Origin of the sequence: Rhodoferax sp. PAMC 29310, from assembly GCF_017948265.1 — a bacterium.
In the GTDB taxonomy this organism is placed as follows: Bacteria; Pseudomonadota; Gammaproteobacteria; order Burkholderiales; family Burkholderiaceae_C; genus Rhodoferax.
Genome location: NZ_CP072852.1, coordinates 4,476,483 through 4,496,939 on the forward strand (window position 1 = coordinate 4,476,483; position 20,457 = coordinate 4,496,939).

A 20,457-nucleotide genomic window follows, 5' to 3' on the forward strand; every position below is an offset into this window, starting at 1 on the left:
GAGGGAAAGAAAAGCCCGGAAAACCGCCACTTCAAAGGGTAAACACTGATTTGCCTGTGTCAGTCAAGGTTATGGGTGGGTTGGCTAGACTACAGGGCTTCAGGAGTAATCAATGGCAGTGACAGAACAAATGGTGATGGACGCACTAAGCAGTGTGGTCGATCCCAATACCGGACGGGACTTCGTGTCCTCCAAGTCCATCAAAAATCTGAACGTGAGCGCTGGCGATGTGGCGTTTGACGTCGAGCTTGGCTACCCCGCCAAGAGTCAGATTCCAGGTTTTCGCAAGGCACTGATTGCCGCCGCCAAGAGCGTGGCAGGAGTCGAGAACGTGTCGGTGAACGTCAATGTGAAAGTCGTGCCGCACTCGGTGCAGCGCGGCGTGCAACTGCTGCCCAATGTGAAAAACATCGTGGCAGTGGCTTCCGGCAAAGGCGGCGTGGGCAAGAGCACCACGGCGGTGAACCTGGCACTGGCGTTGGCCGCTGAAGGCGCAAGCGTCGGTTTGCTCGACGCCGATATTTATGGCCCCAGCGTGCCCATGATGATGGGTATCACCGGCAAGCCTGAGAGCCAGGACGGCCAGACCATGGACCCACTGGAGAACTACGGCGTGCAGGTTATGTCCATCGGTTTCCTGGTCGCCCAGGACGAAGCCATGATCTGGCGCGGCCCCATGGCCACGCAGGCGCTGGAGCAATTGCTGCGCCAGACCAATTGGCGCGACCTGGACTATCTGATCGTGGATATGCCACCGGGCACCGGCGACATTCAGTTGACCTTGTCCCAGCGCGTGCCGATGACGGGCGCCGTGGTAGTGACGACACCCCAAGACATTGCCTTGCTGGATGCCAAAAAAGGCATCAAGATGTTTGAAAAAGTGGGTGTGCCTATCTTGGGTATTGTGGAAAACATGGCGGTGCACGTGTGCACCAACTGTGGCCACACCGAGCATATTTTTGGCGCCGACGGCGGCAAGAAAATGGCCGCGGACTACAAGATGGACTACTTGGGTGCACTGCCCCTGAACATGCAGATTCGTCTGCAGGCCGACAACGGCAAACCCACCGTGGTGTCCGACCCGGACAGCGAGGTGGCCGAGATTTACAAGGCAGTGGCCCGCAAGGTAGCCGTGTCGATTGCGGCGAAAAACAAGGACTTTTCGTCCAAGTTTCCGTCTATCAAAATCTCCAAAGACACCTGAGTGTCGGGACTGCAGAGTCTCGCGCCAAACTGAGAAAGCATGTCATGACCGAACGTCCCGCCATTGAAGTCGCCGTCATCATGCGGCGCGAGCGCATTGAAGGGGCCATGAGCCGTTGGCAAGCTTGGCGCTGGGTGCTGGCCGATGTGGTGACGAACGAAGAAGGTTTTGGAACCACGCCGCGCTTGCTCTATAAAAATGAGAACGAAGAACGCTGGCTGCATCCGGGCTACAAGGTGGAACTGTTCAAGGATGACGCCGAGGGTTATCACATGAACGTCACCACCGACCACCCCGGTTGGTTCGTACTGTGGCGCATGGAAGAAGAAGCCATGGTGGCTGATGAGCCGCTGGCCTTGCCGGTGATGGTGAGCCTGAGTTACTACGACGCCGGCCGCTGGCTGGATGCGCAGGAAACCGTGGAGCAATTGCCTGCCCCTGAGCCCGTGGTAGCCTGGGTGAAAGCTTTTGTGGACGAGCACCATGTGGTGGAACTCAAACGCCGCAAGCGACCCGAGAGCTTTCGCTCGCTGACCGACCGGTTTGGCAATCCGGCGTCCATCAGCACGGAAAAGAATTTTGGCGGAGGTGGGCGTGGCTGATGGCTTTCTGGGTCGCTGGTCCCAGCGCAAACAGGCCGTGGCCGAAGGCAAGCCGCTGGCTGAGCCGGTGGTGGTGCCAAAGCCACCTGCCCCGGTCCGGGCGGATGCCACTCCCCCGCTGGCTGAAAAATCCGCCTCCACCGAGGAGGGCGTAACACCCAAGGCCGAGCCACCGGTGTTGTCGCTGGACGATGTCAAGGCACTGACACCCGACGATAGCTATGCCCCGTTTGTGAACCGGGCCGTGGCGCCTGATGTGCGCAACGCGGCCATGAAAAAACTGTTCACCGACCCGCACTACAACGTGATGGACGGCCTTGACATTTATATTGACGACTATTCCAAGCCAGACCCCTTGCCGGCGTCCATGCTTCGAAAAATGGCCAGCGCCCACTTCCTCAAGCTGTTTGACGACGACGACGACGAGGACGAGGCGGCCAAAGTTAAAACCCCAGTGCCGGTTGTGGGGCAGGATGAGGAGATCGATCCTGCCCTGACAGATTCCGCTTCGCCGACACTGCCCGAATCTGACCCCTTAGACAAACAGACGCCCGACGCGTTGGATGAGACACAAAAAAATGACTACCTTGATTTGCGACTGCAACCAAACCATGCCGCTGGACCCCAAGAGCCTGGGCGCGGCACTGAATGAATCGCTGACCCTGCACTCCAGCTTATGCCGCCGTGAGGCTGGTTCTTTTTTGGCCGCGGTCAAATCCGGCGAAGACGTGGTGGTGGCCTGCACGCAGGAAAAACGCCTGTTTACCGAGTTGGCCGACACGGCCTCGGCCAGTGCGCCCATCCGCTTTGTGAACATTCGCGAAACCGGGGGCTGGAGCAAGGATGCGGCCAAGGCCATGCCGAAGTTGGCTGCGCTGCTGGCGGCCGCGCATTTACCCGATCCCGAGCCGGTGGCCACCGTCACTTACAAAAGCGCCGGACGGGTGTTGATCATTGGCGAGTTGGGCGCGGCCGAACGCGCAGCCGACATGCTGGGCGATGCGCTGGACGTGACCCTGTTCACTCAAGGGTCGGGCGACTTGGGTGCCGCGCAGGAGCGACGCTACCCTGTGCTGGGCGGCAAGATCCAGTCCTTGACGGGCTGGTTGGGCGCGTTTGAACTCACTTGGCTTCGCAACAACCCGATTGACCTGGACTTGTGCACCCGCTGCAACGCGTGTTTGGCCGCCTGCCCGGAAGACGCGATTGGGTTGGACTACCAGGTGGACATGAGTGCGTGCCAGTCTCACCGCGCCTGTGTCAAGGTCTGCAATGTCGGGGCGATTGATTTCAACCGCGCGCCTGAAACGGCTACTGATAAATTTGATTTGGTACTTGATCTGCGTGCAACCCCCGCCTTCACTCAGCACGCTTTGCCACAGGGCTATCTGCGCTGGGATGGCCAGGACCTCAAACCGTTGAACACTTTGCGCTCGCTGGTGGGCGAGTTTGAGAAGCCGAAGTTCTTTGTCTACAAGCAAAAGCTGTGTGCCCACAGCCGCAATGAAAAAACCGGCTGCACGGCCTGTATTGACGTCTGCTCGGCCAGCGCCATCACCTCGGACAGCAAGGGCCAGCAAATCAAGGTCAACCCCAATTTGTGTGTCGGCTGCGGCACCTGCAGCACGGTATGTCCCACCGGTGCCATGACCTTTGCCTATCCCCGGGCCAGTGACCAGGGGGTCAAATTCAAAACTCTGCTGAGCACCTACGCGCGCAACGGCGGAAAAGACGCCGCACTGCTTTTGCACAGCCAAGAAGCGGGCAGCCGCTTGTTGGGTGACTTGGGCCGCGCGGCGCAGCTGGAGCGCGGTGCCAAAGACGGCACGCACGGGGTGCCGGCCCGCGTGTTGCCGGTGGCGCTGTGGCATACCTCGTCCTTGGGGCTGGAGGTCTGGCTGACGGCCGTGGCCTATGGCGCATCCCAAGTCTGGGTGCTGATGACCGACGAAGAAGCCCCGCAATACGCCGAGGCCTTGCGCACTCAAATGGCGGTGGCGCAGACTATTTTGAACGGCATGGGTTACCAGGGCGAGCACTTCAAGGTCTTGCAGGCGCGTGACGCCCGCGACCTCGCTGAGCTGGACCGGGCCTTGCGCGCGGCACCCGCTCAAGTGGTTAGCCGCGCTGCCAGCTTTGCGGTGCAGGCCGACAAGCGGGCGACGCTGGAGTTGGCACTGGACCACCTGATGGCCCATGCCCCAGTGCAGGCCGAGGTCATTGCCTTGCCGGCCATCGGCTCGCCCTTGGGTGCACTGAGCCTCAATAAAGACGCCTGCACGCTGTGCCTGAGTTGTATCAACGCCTGTCCGGCCAGTGCGCTGCAAGACAACGCCGAGGCGCCGCAGCTCAAATTTATTGAGAAGAATTGCGTGCAGTGCGGCTTGTGCGTCAAGACCTGTCCGGAAAAAGCACTCACCCTGGTGCCGCAGCTCAACCTGAGCCCGCTGCGCAAAGAGGCGGTGGTCATCAACGAGATGAAGCCTTATTCCTGCGTGCGCTGCAGCAAGCCCTTTGGCACCATGAAGGCCATCGAGGTCATGCTGGGCAAGCTGGCTGGACACAGCATGTTCCAAGGCGCCGCGCTGGAGCGTCTGAAAATGTGCAGCGACTGCCGGGTGATTGACCTTCACTCCGCCCAGAACGAATCCAAAATCACGGACCTCTAAATCATGATGCCTTTGCCCGATACCGCCGCCAGCAGCGCCCTCGATGAAGAAACCGCCCGTTCAGAGCTTTATGGTCTTCTGACCATCGTGTACTATGCGCCACCAGCTCCTGATTTTGTAGCAAGCTTGCGCGTTGCCAGCACCGAGGCACCCGCAGCCGGGGCCTTTCTGGAAGCGCCATGGCAAGCCTTGGTGGGCGTCGCCCGCGAGATGACGGACGCCGCCATTCAAGCCGAGTACAACACCTTGTTTGGCGGGGTGGGCAAGCCCGAGGTTTATCTCTATGGCTCGCACTTCATGAGCGGGTTTTTGAACGAAAAACCACTGGCCCGCCTGCGCACCGAACTGGCTGAGCTGGGGCTGGCCCGCGACGAAGCCATGTCCGAGACCGAAGACCACATGGCTTACCTGTGCGAAGTGATGCGCTTCCTGATTGCGGGCGACGATGTGGCCGTGGCCAATTTGACCCGCCAGCAGGCCTTCTTCGCCACCCACATGCAACCCTGGGTGCTGACGATGTGTGACGACATCCAAAAACACCCCAAGGCCCGTTTCTATGCCGCTGTGGCTGAACTCACCCGCGCTTTCGTGGGGGTGGAGGCGCAAGGTTTTGACATGCTGAGCTGAACCCTGCAGGGCTCACATCTCTGGATGATGGGTCACGGTATTTCGTTTGAGTTGGATTTTTAGTGCCAAATCGGGCTATGGCCCCCGATTAATGAGTGCTTGCAGCTATAAAAATAGTAGTGATTCCCGGCGCGAGAAAACCACTCAAGCGTTAGTCGCCCTCAGATACGCCATCTCGTCGCAAATGAATGCTGAACACCGCACCGGGACTGTCTTCACCAACATCACGGCGCGACATGCCTTGAATACGACCGCCGTAGCGCTCAACCAACCCAACGCTGATCCACAGCCCCAGGCCATTGCCGTCTGGTCGGGTGGTGAAGAAAGGGCGGAACAGCTTGGCGCTCACCTCTGGGCTCAAGCCGGCGCCGGTGTCGCACACCTGCATCACGACGCCGGGGGAGCTTGGGTCGTCCACCTGATCGAGAGTGCGCAACAGCAAAGTTCCACCGTCAGGCATGGCCTGAATGGCATTGATCAGCAGGTTGATGACCACTTGTTGCAGCTCTTGCCGGTTGATCTCGACCGCTTGGGTGGCCTGAAAATCTTTCACCACCGTGATGCCGGTGTGGGCCAGCAGGTGGCCCACCAGCACGAGTGAGTTTTCCAGCGCCAGGCGGGTGTCAACGGCCTCCACGTAGCCCGCGAATTCGCTGGGGCGCGCATGTTGCAGCAATTGGGTCACGATCAACCGCATGCGGTCCACTTGCTGGTCCATCAGTTTGAACTCGGCGGCCACCGGCTTGGCCTGGTCGCCCAACAGCTCACGCACCAAGTCCAAATTCCCTTGAATCACGGCAATCGGATTGTTGATCTCATGGGCCACGCTGGCGGTGAGTTGGCCAATGGCGGCCAGCTTCTCGGACTTGACGAGTTGCTGCTGCGCCTGCTGGAGCGAGGTGTTGCTTTCGGCAAGTTCGCGGGTGCCGGCGATCACCTTGGCGTCCAGATCATCGGCAAACTCCTGAAGGCTGCGGGTTTTGTCGTCAATCACGTCCAGCAACTGGTCGAGGTGGTTGGCCAGGGCTCCTACCTCGTCGCGCGCCTGCACCTCGCCCACCCGGGCGCTTGTGTCGCCGTGCTCCACCTTGCGCATGGTGTGGTTCATCTGCTCCACGGGTTTGAAAATACTGCGCGCCCACCGAAGCGAAAACACAGCCGCCAGAATGATCACCAACACAAAAATACCAATGATCAAGACCAACATGCCGGTTTTGACTTGGCGAAACGGTGCCTCCAGGTAGCCCACATACAGCATGCCCACGCGTTGGCCGGTCTGGTCAAGCAACGGTTCGTAAGCTGAGACATACCAGTCGTTCACCACAAAGGCGCGGTTCAGCCAGGACTCGCCCCGGTCAAGAACCGTTTCGCGTACAGCCTGGGACACCCGCGTTCCAATTGCGCGCAGGTTTTGAAACAGACGCACGTTGGTGACGATGCGCACATCTTCCAGAAAAAGTGTGGCCGTGCCATGGCTACCCAAAGGGAGGGAGCCGTCCGGGTAGACGATGCGGTTGATGTGGTCAATCAGGTCCAGGTTCTGGTTCAGCAGCACGCCGGCGCGCACCACCGCCAGCGTCTCGCCTGTTGGGCCCAAAACCGGGGCGTTGGACAACATCACCAGCGCGCGGTTTTCCTGCGTTCGTGTCGTGGCTGAAGCGTTGGCGGTGCCAATGAGCGGAATGTAAATTCGTTCTCTCAAATGTGGGGCCATGGCCAGCATTTCCTCGGCAGCAAGCAGCTTCAATCCGGCAGGCTGATCAGGTTCGACGGGAGATTGCGCCGCGGGACCGCCTGCGCCGCGGGTGTCGTTCACAGAGGCGGGCAAAGGATGTACCTGAGTCCAATCGGCCGTCAGAAGTTGGCCTTGTGGTGAGTAGAGGTTGATGAAGTCAAAGCCGAGACGGGCACGCGCGGCCATCAGCTGGGTTTGCAATCGAGGGAGGTCCCGGCTGGCAAGCGCCACATGCAGTTGATGAGACCCGGCCACTGCTTGGGTGCCAGAGCCCACGGCGCCCAGCACTTGTTCGAAATAGCCACGCGCCACCGCCAGATCACTCCGTACCTTGGTGATCAGCAAGCGGTCATAGGCTGCATTGCCCCACAACACCAAAGCACCAATCAACAAGGGCAGCACGACCAGCAGCGGTAGCAGGGCCATGGCCAGCAACTTGTTGCGAACCGACTGGCTGATCCAGCGCGGTGTCAGGCGCGCCCAGAGCGCGGAGGTGGCTGGCGCAGACAGCCTCATGGCGTGGCCCACTCGGCGCAGCGCCGCTCCAGAGTGCGCCGCGAGATGCCCAGCAACTGCGCCGCCTGACTTTTATCGCCTTGCACCGAGTCGAGCACAGCCAGGATGTGTTGTTTCTCCAGAGATTGCAAGTCGGTGGCGGCGGTGCTGGGGTTTGACAACGCATTGGCAGGCGACTGGGGCTGACCCAGCGTAAACAGCGCCGATACGTTCAGGGCGCCCAGAATCAGGGAGCGTTCAATCAGGTTGCGCAACTCGCGGGCATTGCCAGGCCAGTTGTACTGATGAAGGTAGGCCATCTCGGCGGGCGTGATGTGCAGTGGGGCCACGCGCAGCACGGGCACCAGCTGCGCCATGAAGTGGCTAACCAAGTCGGCAATGTCTTCCTTGTGCTCGCGCAGTGGGGGCAGGGTGATCTCGACCACCTGAAGGCGGTAATACAGGTCTTTGCGAAACCGGCCACTGACCACGGCATCAGCCAGTGGCTGGTTGGTGGCGGCAATGATTCGCACATTGACGGACTGTAATTGCGTGCTGCCTACCGGGCGTATCTGATGGTCTTCCAGCGTCCGAAGCAAGGTGGCCTGTAGCGCCAGAGGTAGCTCGGCAACCTCATCCAGAAAGAGCGTGCCGCCCTGGGCGTAGTAGAACAAACCATCTCTGGCCTTGATGGCGCCGGTGAAGGCGCCCTTGGCATGTCCAAACAACTCGCTCTCAATCAACTCGGGTGACATGCTGGCGCAGTTCACCGGCACAAAGGGGCCACTCGAGCGCGGGCTCAAGCTGTGCAGCGCCCGGGCCACCAGCTCCTTGCCCGTGCCCGACTCCCCCTGCAAAAGCACCGTGCTGTTGACGGCCGCCACGCGCCCCAGCGACTGGTTCAGCTCGGTCATCGCCAGCGAGTGGCCCACGAGTCCGGTGCTGGCGCCATCGCGCGCCGTCAATGTGTGCTTGAGAACATAGTTCTCGCGGGCCAGTTGGGCGCTCTCAAAGCAATGCTTGATGGCGTTGAGTATTTGGGGAACACGAAACGGTTTGAGAATGAAGTCAGATGCGCCGGCGCGCAAGGCCTCAATGGCGGTGTCCAGATCAGCAAACGCCGTGATCAAAATGACCTTGCCTGAGTAGCCGTGCTCGCGCAACTCTTTGAGCCAAATGACGCCGTTTTTTCCAGGCAGCGAGATGTCCAGAATGATCAGGTCCACATGATGGTGCTGCAAGATTTCGGCACCTTCTTCGGCACTGCCAGCCTGGCGAATGCCATGACAGCGAGGCGCCAACGTCTTCACCAGAAAGTTCCTCATTCCCGGCTCGTCGTCCACAATCAAAATCGACCACATGGGCCAGCCGTCTGCGACTTTGTCGGTTAATTGAGATGCGTTTTGCGTCACGATGAAGTTTTGATGTTAGCGGAAGTGAACCAAATAGACCCGACTAATTTACTCGGGTAATGGAAAATTAGGGAGGTTTGGCAACGCGCCTTGTTCAATTTGACACCTGTTTGCAGCCAATGCTGTCAAGACTTTGCGACAGTTTGTCGCAAAGTCTTGACAGGCTGACGAAGGTTTCAAGAGACCGGAGGTGTTTGTAATTCGCAAGCCCATGATTCATAAAGAAAGTCCTCGAAAAATTAAGGGTGGCACGAACTCTGCTATCAATTTTTTTGATGTGGGTCGCGACACATCTGCGGTGCAGCGAGGGTTTGTCATAGGTAAATATATCGCTTGCCGAAGACACTTCTGGTTGGTAAATTCAGACGAGTTTAGATATGTAAAACAGTTCCAAGCCGGAACGCATGAGGAGAACACATCATGACTCAATCGTCGACCAAGTTGTCGCGGCGTACCTTGTTCGCGGGCGCCGGAACCGCCGGTGCAGTGGCAGTTGCAGTGAGTGTGATGCCTGCCCTAAAAGGCAGCGCGTTGCCCGTCGCTGAGACCCTCAAGCCAGCGCCTGAAAACGGCGGCGGCTACAGCCTGAGCGCCCACGTCAAGCAGTATTACAAGACGACCCGCGTCTGATTTCACGCCGGTTTTTGCCGCGCTATACCGAGTTAAGCCGACTTTGGAGAGTCCCATGTTGTTGACCAAAAAAACAGGTGTTACTGACACCGCCTCGCGATCCCCCTTTGTGCACAGCCTGCGCCGCGGGTTGTCACAAGCCTTGCCCACCATGGATCGGCGCGGCTTTCTACGTCGCTCTGGCCTGGGCGTCGGGGTCGGCTTGGCCGCCTCTCAACTGACATTGGTGAAGAAAGCCGGCGCGGCCTCTGGTAAAGCGGGCATGGGCGCGGGCAAGATTGAAGTCAAGCGCACCATCTGCACCCACTGCTCAGTGGGTTGTGCGGTGGATGCCGTGGTTGAAAACGGCGTCTGGGTGCGCCAAGAACCCGTGTTTGATTCGCCCATCAACTTGGGCGCCCATTGTGCCAAGGGTGCCGCTTTGCGCGAGCACGGGCATGGCGAATATCGCCTTCGCTACCCCATGAAGTTGGTCAACGGCAAGTACGAACGCATCAGCTGGGACACCGCACTCAACGAGATCACCGCACGAATGCTGGAGTTGCGCAAGGCCAGCGGCCCGGACAGCGTGTATTACGTCGGTTCGTCCAAACACAACAACGAGCAGACTTACCTGATGCGTAAGTTCGTCAGCTTCTGGGGCAGCAATAACTGCGACCACCAGGCGCGTATCTGCCACTCGACCACGGTGGCGGGGGTGGCCAATACATGGGGCTACGGCGCCATGACCAATTCCTACAACGACATGCAGAACAGCAAGTGCGCGTTGTACATCGGCTCCAACGCCGCTGAGGCGCACCCGGTCAGCATGTTGCACATGCTGCACGCCAAGGAAAACGGCTGCAAGATGATTGTGGTGGACCCCCGTTTCACTCGCACCGCGGCCAAGGCGGACGAATTTGTGCGCTTGCGCTCTGGCTCGGACATCCCCTTCATCTTCGGTGTGCTTTACCACGTCTTCAAGAACAACTGGGAAGATAAAAAATACATCAATGACCGTGTTTTTGGCATGGACAAGATCAAAGAGGAAGTGTTTTCCAAATGGACGCCGGACAAGGTGGAAGAGGCCTGTGGGGTCAAGGAAGACCAGGTGTTTCGCGTTGCCAAGATGATGAGCGACAACCGACCCAGCACGCTTGTCTGGTGCATGGGCCAAACCCAGCACACCATTGGCAACGCCATGGTGCGGGCTTCCTGTATCTTGCAACTGGCGCTTGGCAATGTGGGCAAGTCAGGGGGCGGCACCAATATTTTCCGGGGACACGACAACGTGCAGGGCGCCACCGACGTGGGCCCCAATCCTGACTCGCTGCCCGGCTACTACGGCATTGCAGAAGGCTCATGGAAACACTTTGCCAAGGTATGGGGCGTGGATTATGAGTGGATCAAGGCGCAGTTCTCTTCGCCAGCCATGATGACCAAGCCGGGCATCACCGTGTCCCGCTGGATTGATGGTGTGTTGGAAAATAACGAGCTGATTGATCAGGATTCCAACTTGCGCGGCGTGTTCTATTGGGGTCATGCGCCCAACTCGCAGACCCGAGGCCTGGAGATGAAGCGTGCCATGGACAAGCTAGACTTATTGGTGGTGGTGGACCCCTATCCGTCAGCCACAGCCGCAATGGCGGCCATGCCCGGCAAGCCGGAAGACCTGAACCCCAACCGGGCCGTCTATTTGCTGCCCGCGGCGACCCAGTTCGAAACCAGCGGATCGGTGACCGCGTCCAACCGTTCGCTTCAGTGGCGTGAAAAAGTGATCGAGCCGCTGTGGGAAAGCCGCAGCGACCACATGATCATGCAGCAGTTCGCCGATCGCTTGGGCTTTGGCAAAGAGCTGTCGAAAAACTTCAAGATGCAGAAAGTCAACGGCATGGATGAGCCTGTGCCTGAGGATATTTTGAGAGAGATCAACAAGGGCATGTGGACCATTGGTTACACCGGCCAGAGTCCTGAGCGCCTCAAGGCGCACATGCGCAATATGCACATGTTTGATGTCAAGACGCTCAAGGCCAAAGGCGGCAAAGACGCTGAGACGGGTTACGACCTGACCGGTGACTATTTCGGCCTGCCATGGCCTTGCTATGGCACGCCGGAACTCAAGCATCCGGGCACTCCCAATTTGTACGACCCCTCCAAGCATGTGATGGATGGTGGCGGAAACTTCCGCGCCAACTTTGGCGTGGAGCGCGACGGGAAAAGCTTGTTGGCTGAAGACGGTTCCCACTCGGTGGGCGCAGACATCACCACCGGTTACCCGGAGTTTGATCACGTTCTGCTCAAGAAGCTGGGCTGGTGGGATGATCTCACCGACACGGAGAAAGCGGCCGCAGAAGGCAAAAACTGGAAGACAGACCTTTCGGGGGGTATCCAGCGTGTTGTGATGCAGGTCCATGGCTGTTATCCGTTTGGCAATGCTAAAGCGCGGGCCGTGGTGTGGAACTTTCCGGATGCCATTCCGCAGCACCGTGAGCCCTTGTACGGCAATCGGGCGGATTTACAGGCTAAATACCCGACGCATGAAGACAAGAAAAACTTCTGGCGTCTGCCTACGCTGTTCAAGTCTTTGCAGGACAAAAACATCGCCGACAAGGTGCATGAGAAGTTCCCGCTGGTGATGACCTCTGGTCGACTGGTGGAGTACGAAGGCGGCGGCGAAGAGACGCGGTCCAACCCTTGGTTGGCGGAGTTGCAGCAAGAGATGTTCATTGAGATCAACCCCAAGGTGGCGGCTGAAAAAGGCATTCGCAATGGCGAACGGGCTTGGGTCTCAACTCCCACCGGCGCTCGACTTAATGTGCAGGCGATGGTGACAGAGCGGGTTGGCCCAGATACGGTGTTCATGCCGTTTCACTTTTCCGGCCGCTGGCAGGGCGCCGACATGTTGGCGCATTACCCCGCGGGTGCGGCGCCCATCGTGCGCGGCGAGGCCATCAACACAGCAACCACTTATGGCTACGACAGCGTGACCATGATGCAAGAGACCAAAACGACGGTCTGCAACGTCGAAAAAGCATAAGGAGAACAAAATATGGCACGCATGAAATTTATTTGCGACGCAGAGCGTTGCATCGAATGCAACGGCTGCGTTACAGCTTGCAAGAATGAACACGAAGTGCCGTGGGGCGTGAACCGCCGCCGCGTGGTCACGCTCAACGACGGCGTTCCCGGCGAGAAATCGATCTCGGTGGCTTGTATGCATTGCAGCGATGCGCCTTGCATGGCAGTCTGCCCGGTCAACTGCTTTTACCGCACCGACGAAGGTGTGGTGCTGCATGACAAGGACGTCTGTATTGGCTGCGGCTACTGTTCTTACGCTTGTCCGTTTGGCGCCCCTCAGTTCCCCTCACAGGGCACGTTTGGTGTGCGCGGCAAGATGGACAAGTGCACCTTCTGTGCCGGTGGACCCGAAGCTAACGGCAGCCAGGCCGAGTTTGAGAAATATGGCCGCAACCGTTTGGCCGAAGGTAAGTTGCCAGCTTGCGCTGAGATGTGCTCGACCAAAGCCCTGATCGCTGGTGACGGTGACGTGGTGGCCGACATCTTCCGTAGCCGGGTTCTCAAGCGCGGCAAGGGCGCCGAGGTCTGGGGCTGGGGCACCGCTTACGGCTCCAAGCAAGCGGGACAGCCCCCGGCAGCCGCGCCTGAAGGAGTCAAATCATGAAAAAAACACTTGGTGTGATCGCCGCTGTGGTCTTGCTGTCGGCATGCGGCGAACGGCCGCAAACCGCCAGCACGGGCAAGCCGGGGTCTGAGCCCTTCAAGGGTACGGGCTCTGCATTCGTGGAAAGTGGCTGGAAGCCAGGCGACAAGGCCAGTTGGGAGTCCCACATGAAAGCCCGCAGTCAGTATGGTCAAAACGACAACTCCCGCATGAATTGAAAGGAGGCCGTCATGAAAAAAGCCTTTCTCTCCGCGTTGTTGCTTGTGCTGGCATGGGGTGTCGCGTCAGCGCAAGATGCGCCGGCCGCGCCAGCCGCAGCGGCGGGTGGTATCCAAAGCCAGAATATTTTTGAAGTGAAGCCGGACGCCAGTGCAGAGCCGGGCTATGCCGGGCAAACCAATGCCGAGCGTGCCAAGGTGCAGCCAGGCAACAATGCGCCCATGTGGCGCAAAGTGGGCGAAGGCGTGACAGGCTTCAGTAGCCTGCCCAAAAGTGAGGCGCCCGAAGCCGGTAACCTGATCCAGCCGTTTGTGCAGTACCCCGGTTCCCGCCTAACCACCGCGGGTGAAGCCTGGAGGCAGGTGCGCAACAACTGGATCATTCCGTACGGCGGTTCACTGCTGTTGATTGTGGCCGGTGCCATTGCCTTGTATTACTGGCGCAAAGGCATGATGATGCTGCACGGTGTAGAGACCGGCCGAAAAATTGAACGTTTTACGCCGTTTGAGCGCTCCGCCCACTGGTCCAATGCCATCGCGTTCGTCGCGTTGGCCATATCGGGTCTGGTCATGGCGTTTGGCAAGTTCTTCTTGCTGCCGATCATGGGCAGTACGCTTTTTGGCTGGCTGACCTATGCCCTGAAGAACTTGCACAACTTTGCGGGACCGCTGTTCGCCGTGTCGTTGCTGGTTGTGTTCTTCACGTTTCTGAAAGACAACTTTCTGAGCAAGGAAGACCTGACCTGGATCAAGAAAGGCGGCGGCCTGTTGTCGGGCACTGAGGTTCCCTCTCATCGCTTCAACGCAGGCGAAAAAGTGGTGTTCTGGGGCGGTGTGCTCGGGCTGGGTTTGATCGTGGTGGCATCTGGTTTGGTACTGGATAAGCTGATTCCGGGCCTCATTTATGAGCGCGGCACGATGCAAATTGCGCACATGGTGCACGCGGTGGCGACCCTCGTCATGGTGGTGATGTTCATGGGCCACATCTACATGGGAACGATCGGCATGCAGGGCGCCTACAAGGCGATGCGTACGGGCTATGTGGATGAGACTTGGGCCAAGGAGCACCACGAGTTGTGGCTGGACGACATCAAGAGCGGGAAGATTCCGGCTCAACGCACGCAAGAAAAAGCCCCCAGCCAGACCGTGAAGGTCTAAGTTCAATCAGGACGTCCTATGAAAAATTCTCTGAAAACACTGGCTTTGGCCGCTGCCATGCTGACAATGGGCAACGCCGCATGGGCCAAATTGCCTGCCCCTGTTTTGACAGACGAAGCCAAGGCCAAAGCGGCTGAGGCGACTGCTAAAACGGCGTGGAGCGGCAAAGTCGCCGGCTATCAGTTGTGCAAGTCACAGGACAAGGCGGCCAGTCGCTTCTACGGCACCGCCAAGGCGGCAGGTAAATCGGTCAATGCACCGACTGCCACGCCACCCTGTGCTGACCCTGGCGCATTTGCCTACACGCCCGTGGCCGCACCTGCACCCGCCGCAGAAGTCAAGAAACCTTGATGGCACTACTGCCCCGTCTCACCCAAGCACGCGCACCGCTGGTGCGGGAAATTCTCGCGGTCAACGAATTTGGCGAGTCGGATCGCATCTTTATTCCTTGTGAACGTGCGCTCACGGTCTATGTGGACAAGCGCGAGCTGGTGACATTGATGACACTGGGTGCACATCCCGAGTTGCTGGTGTTGGGCTTTTTGCGCAACCAGCGGCTGGTGGAATCCGTGCACGAGATCGAATCCATTACCGTAGACTGGGAAGTGGGCGCAGCAGCGGTCAAAACTCGGCAAGGTATCTCGAACATTGAAGAGCGCACGAGCAAACGCGTGGTGACCACAGGTTGTGGGCAAGGCAGCGTGTTTGGCGACATGATGGCGGAGGTGGATCAACTCGTCTTGCCTGACGCCAATTTGAAGCAGTCCCAGTTGTACGGCATCGTCAACGCCATTCGTCTTCAGGCCAGCACTTACAAAACCTCGGGTTCGGTGCATGGCTGTGCCCTGTTCCGCGGCGAGGAAATGCTGGTGTTTGTGGAAGATGTGGGGCGTCACAATGCCGTGGACACCATTGCCGGCTGGATGTGGTTGCAAGACCCGCAAGACATGCTGGGGCAAGACAAAGCGTTCTACACCACCGGCCGCATGACGAGCGAGATGGTGATCAAGACCGCACAAATGGGCATTCCGTTTGTAATTTCACGCAGCGGCATCACCGAAATGGGTCACGAGGTGGCGGGCCGCATTGGCCTGTGTACCATTGGCCGCGCCACCAACAAGCGCTTTCTTTGCTACACCGGCGCCCAGCGCCTGGTGATGGATGCATCGCAGTTGGCGCCGCCTCTGGCACGCGTCGCTTAGGCGTTCTGATTACTGCGATTGCACCGCGAGGGCCTGAAAATCAGGCCAGCGCAAAAACGCCACGTTTTTCCTGACTCCTGGTCATTGCGCGCGATGGCCGCGCCCAGCGTGCTCACCTTGACACCCCGATACGCTTGCCACGCACCCTTAAGAAGCGGGTTCAACCAAGGCCACACCACCAGGCGTCAGGCCTTGGAGCCAGCCGTAGCGGTTGGTTGGCGTGAGGATCATGGACGGTTGAAAGATGCTCAGCCGCTCAAAGTCCAGTGCAATCAGTGCGTCCTGCCACTCCGCCTTGCTGCGAAGGTAAAAGTTGCGTGAGCCTGAGTTAGAGCCGACCGATCCCAACAGCTGAAAATGCCGCACCCCCGCCTGCTTGCAGGCTGTGGCGAGCGCCAACACGGCGTCCTTGTCGATTCGGGTGAATTCCTCTGCACTCACTTTGGAAGGCTGGCCGACCCCAAGAGTACAAATGGTGACCTCGTGCTCTGCCAGTCCGCTTTGATAGTTGAACGGGTCCAGCACATCCACAACGCGTTGCGTCAATCGGGCGTCCTTGAACGACGCATCATGGCGTCGAACCAAGGAGGTGATGGACACCGGGCTGGGCTGCGCCAGCAAGGCGGTCAGCACTTGTGTACCGACCGCACCCGTGGCGCCCAGCATGACAGCAGACAGTGGTGTGCTCACAGCTGGTAGGTCTGAACAGACCAGTCGCGATAAGCCTCGTCCGACAGGGTGGCGCGGTGGGCGACCATGGCCTGTGCGTCTTTACTCAAGAGGTAGCGGAACTGGTCCTTGCCGTCAGTGGTAGCTTCAAAGATGGCTTCGGCGATGTATGACGCATCCGAGTAGTCCACGGCGCGGGTTGGGTCCATGAAGCGTTGCACGGCGCCCAGAAGGGATTGGTCATAAGCCGTCAAGCTGGGCTGCTTCAGCCAATCCAATGAGCGGCCCGCAAAATCCGTGCGCGCGCCACCGGGTTCAATCAGCTTGACCTGAATGCCTTGTGGGGCGAGTTCCAGCGCCAATGACTCTGACAAGCCTTCAAGGGCGAACTTGGTGCCGTGGTCCAGAGAATTGAAGGGCAGCGCGAGTCGCCCGCCGACCGAGGTCACGTTCATGATCAGGCCCGCCTTGCGTCCCCGAAAATGTGGCGAGCAGGCTTGCATGGTGTAAGTCGGCGCATACACATTGGTCGCGAATTGGCGCTCCAACTGAGCCGGAGTCACGGCCTCCATGGGGCCGACCAGTCCGTAGCCGGCGTTGTTCAGCAAAACGTCGATGCTGCCAAATTTTTTAAGTGTGGCACTCACGGCGTCCTTGATGCTGTTCTGGTCGGTTACGTCCAGTGGTGACACGATCAGGCGATCGAGCGATTGCAGCTCGGGAACAGATGCAGGGTTGCGCATGGTGGCGACCACGTTTCAGCCGGCAGCCTGGAAGTGTTTGGCAGTGGCCAGGTCAATGCCGGAGCAAGCGCCAGAAATCAAAATGGTTTTCATGAGAGTCCTTGGGTTGTGAAAGCGATAAATCGCAAAGTTAGGCGAATTTAAATTCGGTTAAAAGATAAATAAAAGGGCGTGAAAAGTTCACGCCTTGATGGCATCCCAGCAGAGCTGAAAGCCCGTGGCCCGTGTGGCCTCGTCGTTGGGCAGCACCTGTTGTTGAATCAGCGTGGCAATTTCTTGAACCGAGGCCGACACGGTACCTGCCAAAAAGGGCAGCGGAACGGCCTTCAGCGTTTCTTCCTTTTGCCCGCGCTCCAGCAGGGCATTGAAGACCGCCACAAACCGGGCGCTCAAGGCGCGGTTGGGCTCGCTCATGTATTCCGAGCTGGCGTATTGCTCCATGAACACTACTTCAGCCGGGTTGTCCAGCCGGATGTCGAGCAGGTGTTGCCAAATCAGGCGCACACGGGCTTTGGTGGGCAGTTGCTCACTGTCGCCGTCAATCAAACGGGCTAAGGTGACGGTTTTGGCGCGTTCATAAAGCGCATCCAGCAAGGCCTGTTTGGCCGGGTAGTACACATAAAGCGTGCTGGTCGCCAAGCCCGCTTGGCGGGCAATGTCGGCCAAAGTCAAAGCGCTCAAGCCGCGTTCCAGCACGCAGGCATAGGCCGCCCGGGAGATGGCTTCCAGTTTTTGCTCGTCTTTGAGTTTCACGCCTGAATTTTACCCGAATTTGTATTCGGTAAATATGTGGGTGTGCAATTCGGGGTGTGACGTGGGTTCATTTCGACCGCAGCCATTCAAGTCGCGCCGCTTCGGCTATGGTCGCGCCATGACTATTTCTTTTTGGCGCCTTGGCTGGCGTTCTTTGTGGCGGGATCTGCGCTCGGGTGAGTTGCGCCTGTTGATTGTGGCCGTCACGCTGGCTGTGGCTTCCTTGACCGCCGTGGGTTTTTTTGCGGACCGGCTGAAAGGCGGTTTGCAGCGCGACGCGCGCCAGTTGCTGGGTGGTGACGCCGTGCTGCGCAGCGACAACCCCACGCCGGCGGCCTTTATTGAAAAGGCCCGTTCACTGGGGCTGGATGTGGTGCAAACCATGACCTTTCCCACCATGGGGCGCGCCTCGCAGGCGCAGGGCGGCGCCACCAAGTTGGTGGCTTTGAAAGTGGTGGAGCCCGGCTACCCCTTGCGCGGCAAGCTGCGCCTGGCTGACGAGCCCGGTGGGCCGGAGTCAGTGGTGCAAGCGATTCCTGCCGCCGGTGATGCCTGGGTGGACGCTGGCGTGCTGGATGCCATTGGCCTGAAGATTGGCGACACATTGCTGCTGGGCGACGCTCAGCTTCGCCTCGCCAAAATCATCGTCATTGAGCCCGACCGGGGGGCTGGCTTCATGAGCTTTTCGCCCCGCATCATGATCAACCGGATCGATGTGGCCGCCACCGGCCTGATTCAACCCGCCAGCCGCTTGACCTACCGCATGGCCGTCGCGGGTGAAGACCCGCAAGTGAAGACCTATGTGACCTGGGCCGAAAAGGAACTTGAAAACCGCGAAGTCCGTGGCGCCCAGTTGGATTCGCTGGAGGGCGGTCGCCCCGAGTTGGGCCGCACTCTGGAGCGGGCCGAGAAGTTTCTCAACCTGGTGGCTTTGTTGGCTGCGCTCTTGAGCGCTGTGGCGGTGGCTTTGGCCGCCCGTGGCTTTGCCGCCAACCATCTGGACGACTGCGCCATGCTGCGCGTGCTGGGCGTGAGCCAACGCACCATTGCCTCCAGCTACGCGTTTGAGTTCATCGTGATTGGACTCATTGCCAGCGGGCTGGGCGTGGCGTTTGGTTTTTCTGTGCACTACGTGTTTGTGGCGTTGCTGGCGGGCTTGGTGAATTCATCGCTGCCGGCCGCCAGTTTATGGCCGGTGATGTTTGGAATGGGCATGGGCCTCACGCTCTTGCTGGCGTTTGGTTTGCCGCCCGTGTTGCAACTGGCCCAGGTGCCGCCGCTGCGCGTGATTCGGCGTGATGTGGGCGGCCTCAAGCCCGCCTCCATCGGTGTGCTGGCCTTGGGTGTGGCGGGATTTGCCACCTTGCTGCTGGCCGCCAGCAGCGATTTGAAGTTGGGCTTGATCGCCGTCGGCGGTTTCGCCGGGGCGGTGGTGGTATTTGCGTCGCTCAGCTGGCTGGCCGTAAAGGCCCTGCGTGCGAGCGTGAATGAGACCACCGCGCCGCGCTGGCTGGTGCTGGCCACACGACAAATCTCGGCGCGTCCCGCTTACGCCGTGGTGCAGGTCAGCGCGTTGGCCGTGGGCCTGTTGGCGCTGGTGCTGCTGGTGTTGCTGCGCACCGACCTCATCAGCAGCTGGCGTCAGGCCACGCCCAAAGATGCGCCCAACCGGTTTGTCATCAACGTCATGCCCGATCAAGGCGACGCTTTCACCCAAGCCTTGCGCGACGGTGGTGTGACGAAATTCGACTGGTTTCCCATGATTCGCGGTCGCTTGATTGCAGTCAATGGAAAAGACGTATCGCCAGAAAATTACGCGGATGACCGCGCCAAGAGACTGATTGACCGCGAGTTCAACCTGTCCAACAGCGCGGTCAAGCCCGAGCAGAACGAGGTGGTGGCCGGCCGCTGGACTGAGGAAGAGCAGGGCGCCATCAGCGTGGAAGAGGGCATTGCCGAAACACTGGGTTTGAAACTGGGCGACAGCCTGAAGTTCGACATTGGCGGCATCCCTGTCGAGTCCAAAATTACGTCGCTGCGCAAGGTCGACTGGGGCTCCCTGCGGGCCAACTTCTTTGTCATGTACCCCGTGCAGCATTTGCCCGATGTGCCTGCCACCTACATGAGCGCGTTCAAGGCGCCGGACACGCCCGGATTTGACAACGCCCTGGTGCGCAGCTTCCCCAACATCACCACGGTGGACATGACGGCCACCATCGCCCAAATCCAGCGCGTGCTGGACCAGGTGATTCGTGCGGTCGAGTTTCTGTTTGCCTTCACCCTGGCCGCCGGCTTGGTGGTGTTATTTGCCGCCGTGACGGCCACGCGGGAAGAGCGGGCCCGCGAGTTCGCCATCATGCGGGCTGTGGGCGCCAAAAGCAGTTTGCTGCGCCAGGTGCAACGCGCCGAGTTGCTGGGCGTGGGCTTGCTGGCCGGTTTCTTGGCCTCTTTGGTGGCCACCGCCGTGGGCTGGGCGCTGGCCAAGTATGTTTTTGAGTTTGCGTGGAGCGTATCGCTTTGGGTGCCCCTGTTTGGCTCCATCAGCGGGGCCTTGCTGGCCTGGGCTGCGGGCTGGTGGGGGTTGCGCGACATCCTGCGCCGCCCGGTGGTGGACACCCTGCGCCGCGCCGCGTCCTGACCGGGATTGCAGGCTGCTATCTTGTTGATAGCTGCCTGTGT

Annotated in this window: 18 protein-coding genes; 13 read left to right on the forward strand and 5 right to left on the reverse strand. The window is 59.4% G+C overall.

Going from position 1 to position 20,457, the window contains the following annotated elements:
• Positions 1-112 precede the first annotated feature (112 nt).
• Genes apbC through J8G15_RS20805 form a run of 5 tightly spaced genes read left to right on the forward strand, consistent with a single transcriptional unit; the run spans position 113 to position 5,102 of the window.
• Positions 113-1,204: an iron-sulfur cluster carrier protein ApbC gene (gene apbC, locus J8G15_RS20785; protein ID WP_210544844.1), complete on the forward strand. Its 1,092-nt coding sequence runs from the start codon at positions 113-115 to the stop codon at positions 1,202-1,204.
• Positions 1,205-1,248: 44 nt separating this feature from the next.
• Entirely contained in the window at positions 1,249-1,806 is a 558-nt protein-coding gene (locus J8G15_RS20790) for a DUF3305 domain-containing protein (protein WP_210544846.1), read from the forward strand.
• On the forward strand, positions 1,799-2,458 hold the full coding sequence (locus tag J8G15_RS20795) for a DUF3306 domain-containing protein (RefSeq protein WP_210544848.1): 660 nt from the start codon (positions 1,799-1,801) through the stop codon (positions 2,456-2,458). The genes J8G15_RS20790 and J8G15_RS20795 overlap by 8 nt, the downstream gene beginning before the upstream one ends.
• Positions 2,385-4,475: a 4Fe-4S binding protein gene (locus J8G15_RS20800; protein WP_210544850.1), complete on the forward strand. Its 2,091-nt coding sequence runs from the start codon at positions 2,385-2,387 to the stop codon at positions 4,473-4,475. Before J8G15_RS20795 ends, J8G15_RS20800 begins: the two co-directional genes overlap by 74 nt.
• 3 nt (positions 4,476-4,478) lie before the next feature.
• Entirely contained in the window at positions 4,479-5,102 is a 624-nt protein-coding gene (locus J8G15_RS20805; RefSeq protein ID WP_210544852.1) for a molecular chaperone, read from the forward strand.
• Positions 5,103-5,253: 151 nt separating this feature from the next.
• On the opposite strand, the gene J8G15_RS20810 is transcribed toward J8G15_RS20805, so the two are convergent.
• Both J8G15_RS20810 and J8G15_RS20815 read right to left on the reverse strand, forming a co-directional pair.
• A complete protein-coding gene (locus J8G15_RS20810) occupies positions 5,254-7,353 on the reverse strand; it encodes a cache domain-containing protein (protein ID WP_210544854.1) in 2,100 nt (699 codons plus the stop codon).
• Positions 7,350-8,744, reverse strand: a complete 1,395-nt coding sequence (locus J8G15_RS20815; RefSeq protein WP_370627450.1) for a sigma-54-dependent transcriptional regulator — start codon at positions 8,742-8,744, stop codon at positions 7,350-7,352. Before J8G15_RS20815 ends, J8G15_RS20810 begins: the two co-directional genes overlap by 4 nt.
• 420 nt (positions 8,745-9,164) lie before the next feature.
• On the opposite strand from J8G15_RS20815, the gene J8G15_RS20820 reads away from it, so the two are divergent.
• Genes J8G15_RS20820 through J8G15_RS20850 form a run of 7 tightly spaced genes read left to right on the forward strand, consistent with a single transcriptional unit; the run spans position 9,165 to position 15,613 of the window.
• The gene (locus J8G15_RS20820; protein WP_210544855.1) at positions 9,165-9,374 is read left to right on the forward strand and encodes a formate dehydrogenase; all 210 of its coding nucleotides are present in this window, start codon (positions 9,165-9,167) and stop codon (positions 9,372-9,374) included.
• Between the two features lie 55 nt (positions 9,375-9,429).
• Complete coding sequence (locus J8G15_RS20825) at positions 9,430-12,390, forward strand: formate dehydrogenase subunit alpha (protein ID WP_210544857.1); 2,961 nt, start codon at positions 9,430-9,432, stop codon at positions 12,388-12,390.
• Between the two features lie 12 nt (positions 12,391-12,402).
• Positions 12,403-13,035 (forward strand): formate dehydrogenase FDH3 subunit beta, encoded by a 633-nt coding sequence (fdh3B, locus tag J8G15_RS20830; protein WP_210544859.1) that lies wholly within the window; start codon positions 12,403-12,405, stop codon positions 13,033-13,035.
• A complete protein-coding gene (locus tag J8G15_RS20835) occupies positions 13,032-13,253 on the forward strand; it encodes a hypothetical protein (protein WP_210544862.1) in 222 nt (73 codons plus the stop codon). Before fdh3B ends, J8G15_RS20835 begins: the two co-directional genes overlap by 4 nt.
• 12 nt (positions 13,254-13,265) lie before the next feature.
• Positions 13,266-14,411 carry a formate dehydrogenase subunit gamma gene (locus J8G15_RS20840; protein ID WP_210544864.1) on the forward strand — a complete coding sequence of 382 codons (1,146 nt, stop codon included), beginning with the start codon at positions 13,266-13,268 and terminating at the stop codon, positions 14,409-14,411.
• An 18-nt stretch (positions 14,412-14,429) separates the two neighbouring features.
• Positions 14,430-14,762: a hypothetical protein gene (locus J8G15_RS20845; RefSeq protein ID WP_210544866.1), complete on the forward strand. Its 333-nt coding sequence runs from the start codon at positions 14,430-14,432 to the stop codon at positions 14,760-14,762.
• Positions 14,762-15,613: a formate dehydrogenase accessory sulfurtransferase FdhD gene (locus J8G15_RS20850; protein WP_210544868.1), complete on the forward strand. Its 852-nt coding sequence runs from the start codon at positions 14,762-14,764 to the stop codon at positions 15,611-15,613. The genes J8G15_RS20845 and J8G15_RS20850 overlap by 1 nt, the downstream gene beginning before the upstream one ends.
• Before the next feature lie 147 nt (positions 15,614-15,760).
• On the opposite strand, the gene J8G15_RS20855 is transcribed toward J8G15_RS20850, so the two are convergent.
• The 3 genes from J8G15_RS20855 to J8G15_RS20865 form a co-directional block, all read right to left on the reverse strand.
• Positions 15,761-16,303 (reverse strand): NAD(P)H-binding protein, encoded by a 543-nt coding sequence (locus tag J8G15_RS20855; protein WP_210544871.1) that lies wholly within the window; start codon positions 16,301-16,303, stop codon positions 15,761-15,763.
• On the reverse strand, positions 16,300-17,025 hold the full coding sequence (locus J8G15_RS20860; protein WP_210544873.1) for an SDR family NAD(P)-dependent oxidoreductase: 726 nt from the start codon (positions 17,023-17,025) through the stop codon (positions 16,300-16,302). Before J8G15_RS20860 ends, J8G15_RS20855 begins: the two co-directional genes overlap by 4 nt.
• 180 nt (positions 17,026-17,205) lie before the next feature.
• Positions 17,206-17,778 carry a TetR/AcrR family transcriptional regulator gene (locus J8G15_RS20865; RefSeq protein ID WP_210544875.1) on the reverse strand — a complete coding sequence of 191 codons (573 nt, stop codon included), beginning with the start codon at positions 17,776-17,778 and terminating at the stop codon, positions 17,206-17,208.
• A gap of 118 nt (positions 17,779-17,896) precedes the next feature.
• On the opposite strand from J8G15_RS20865, the gene J8G15_RS20870 reads away from it, so the two are divergent.
• A complete protein-coding gene (locus J8G15_RS20870) occupies positions 17,897-20,416 on the forward strand; it encodes an ABC transporter permease (protein ID WP_210544876.1) in 2,520 nt (839 codons plus the stop codon).
• The last annotated feature ends 41 nt before the right edge of the window (positions 20,417-20,457 follow it).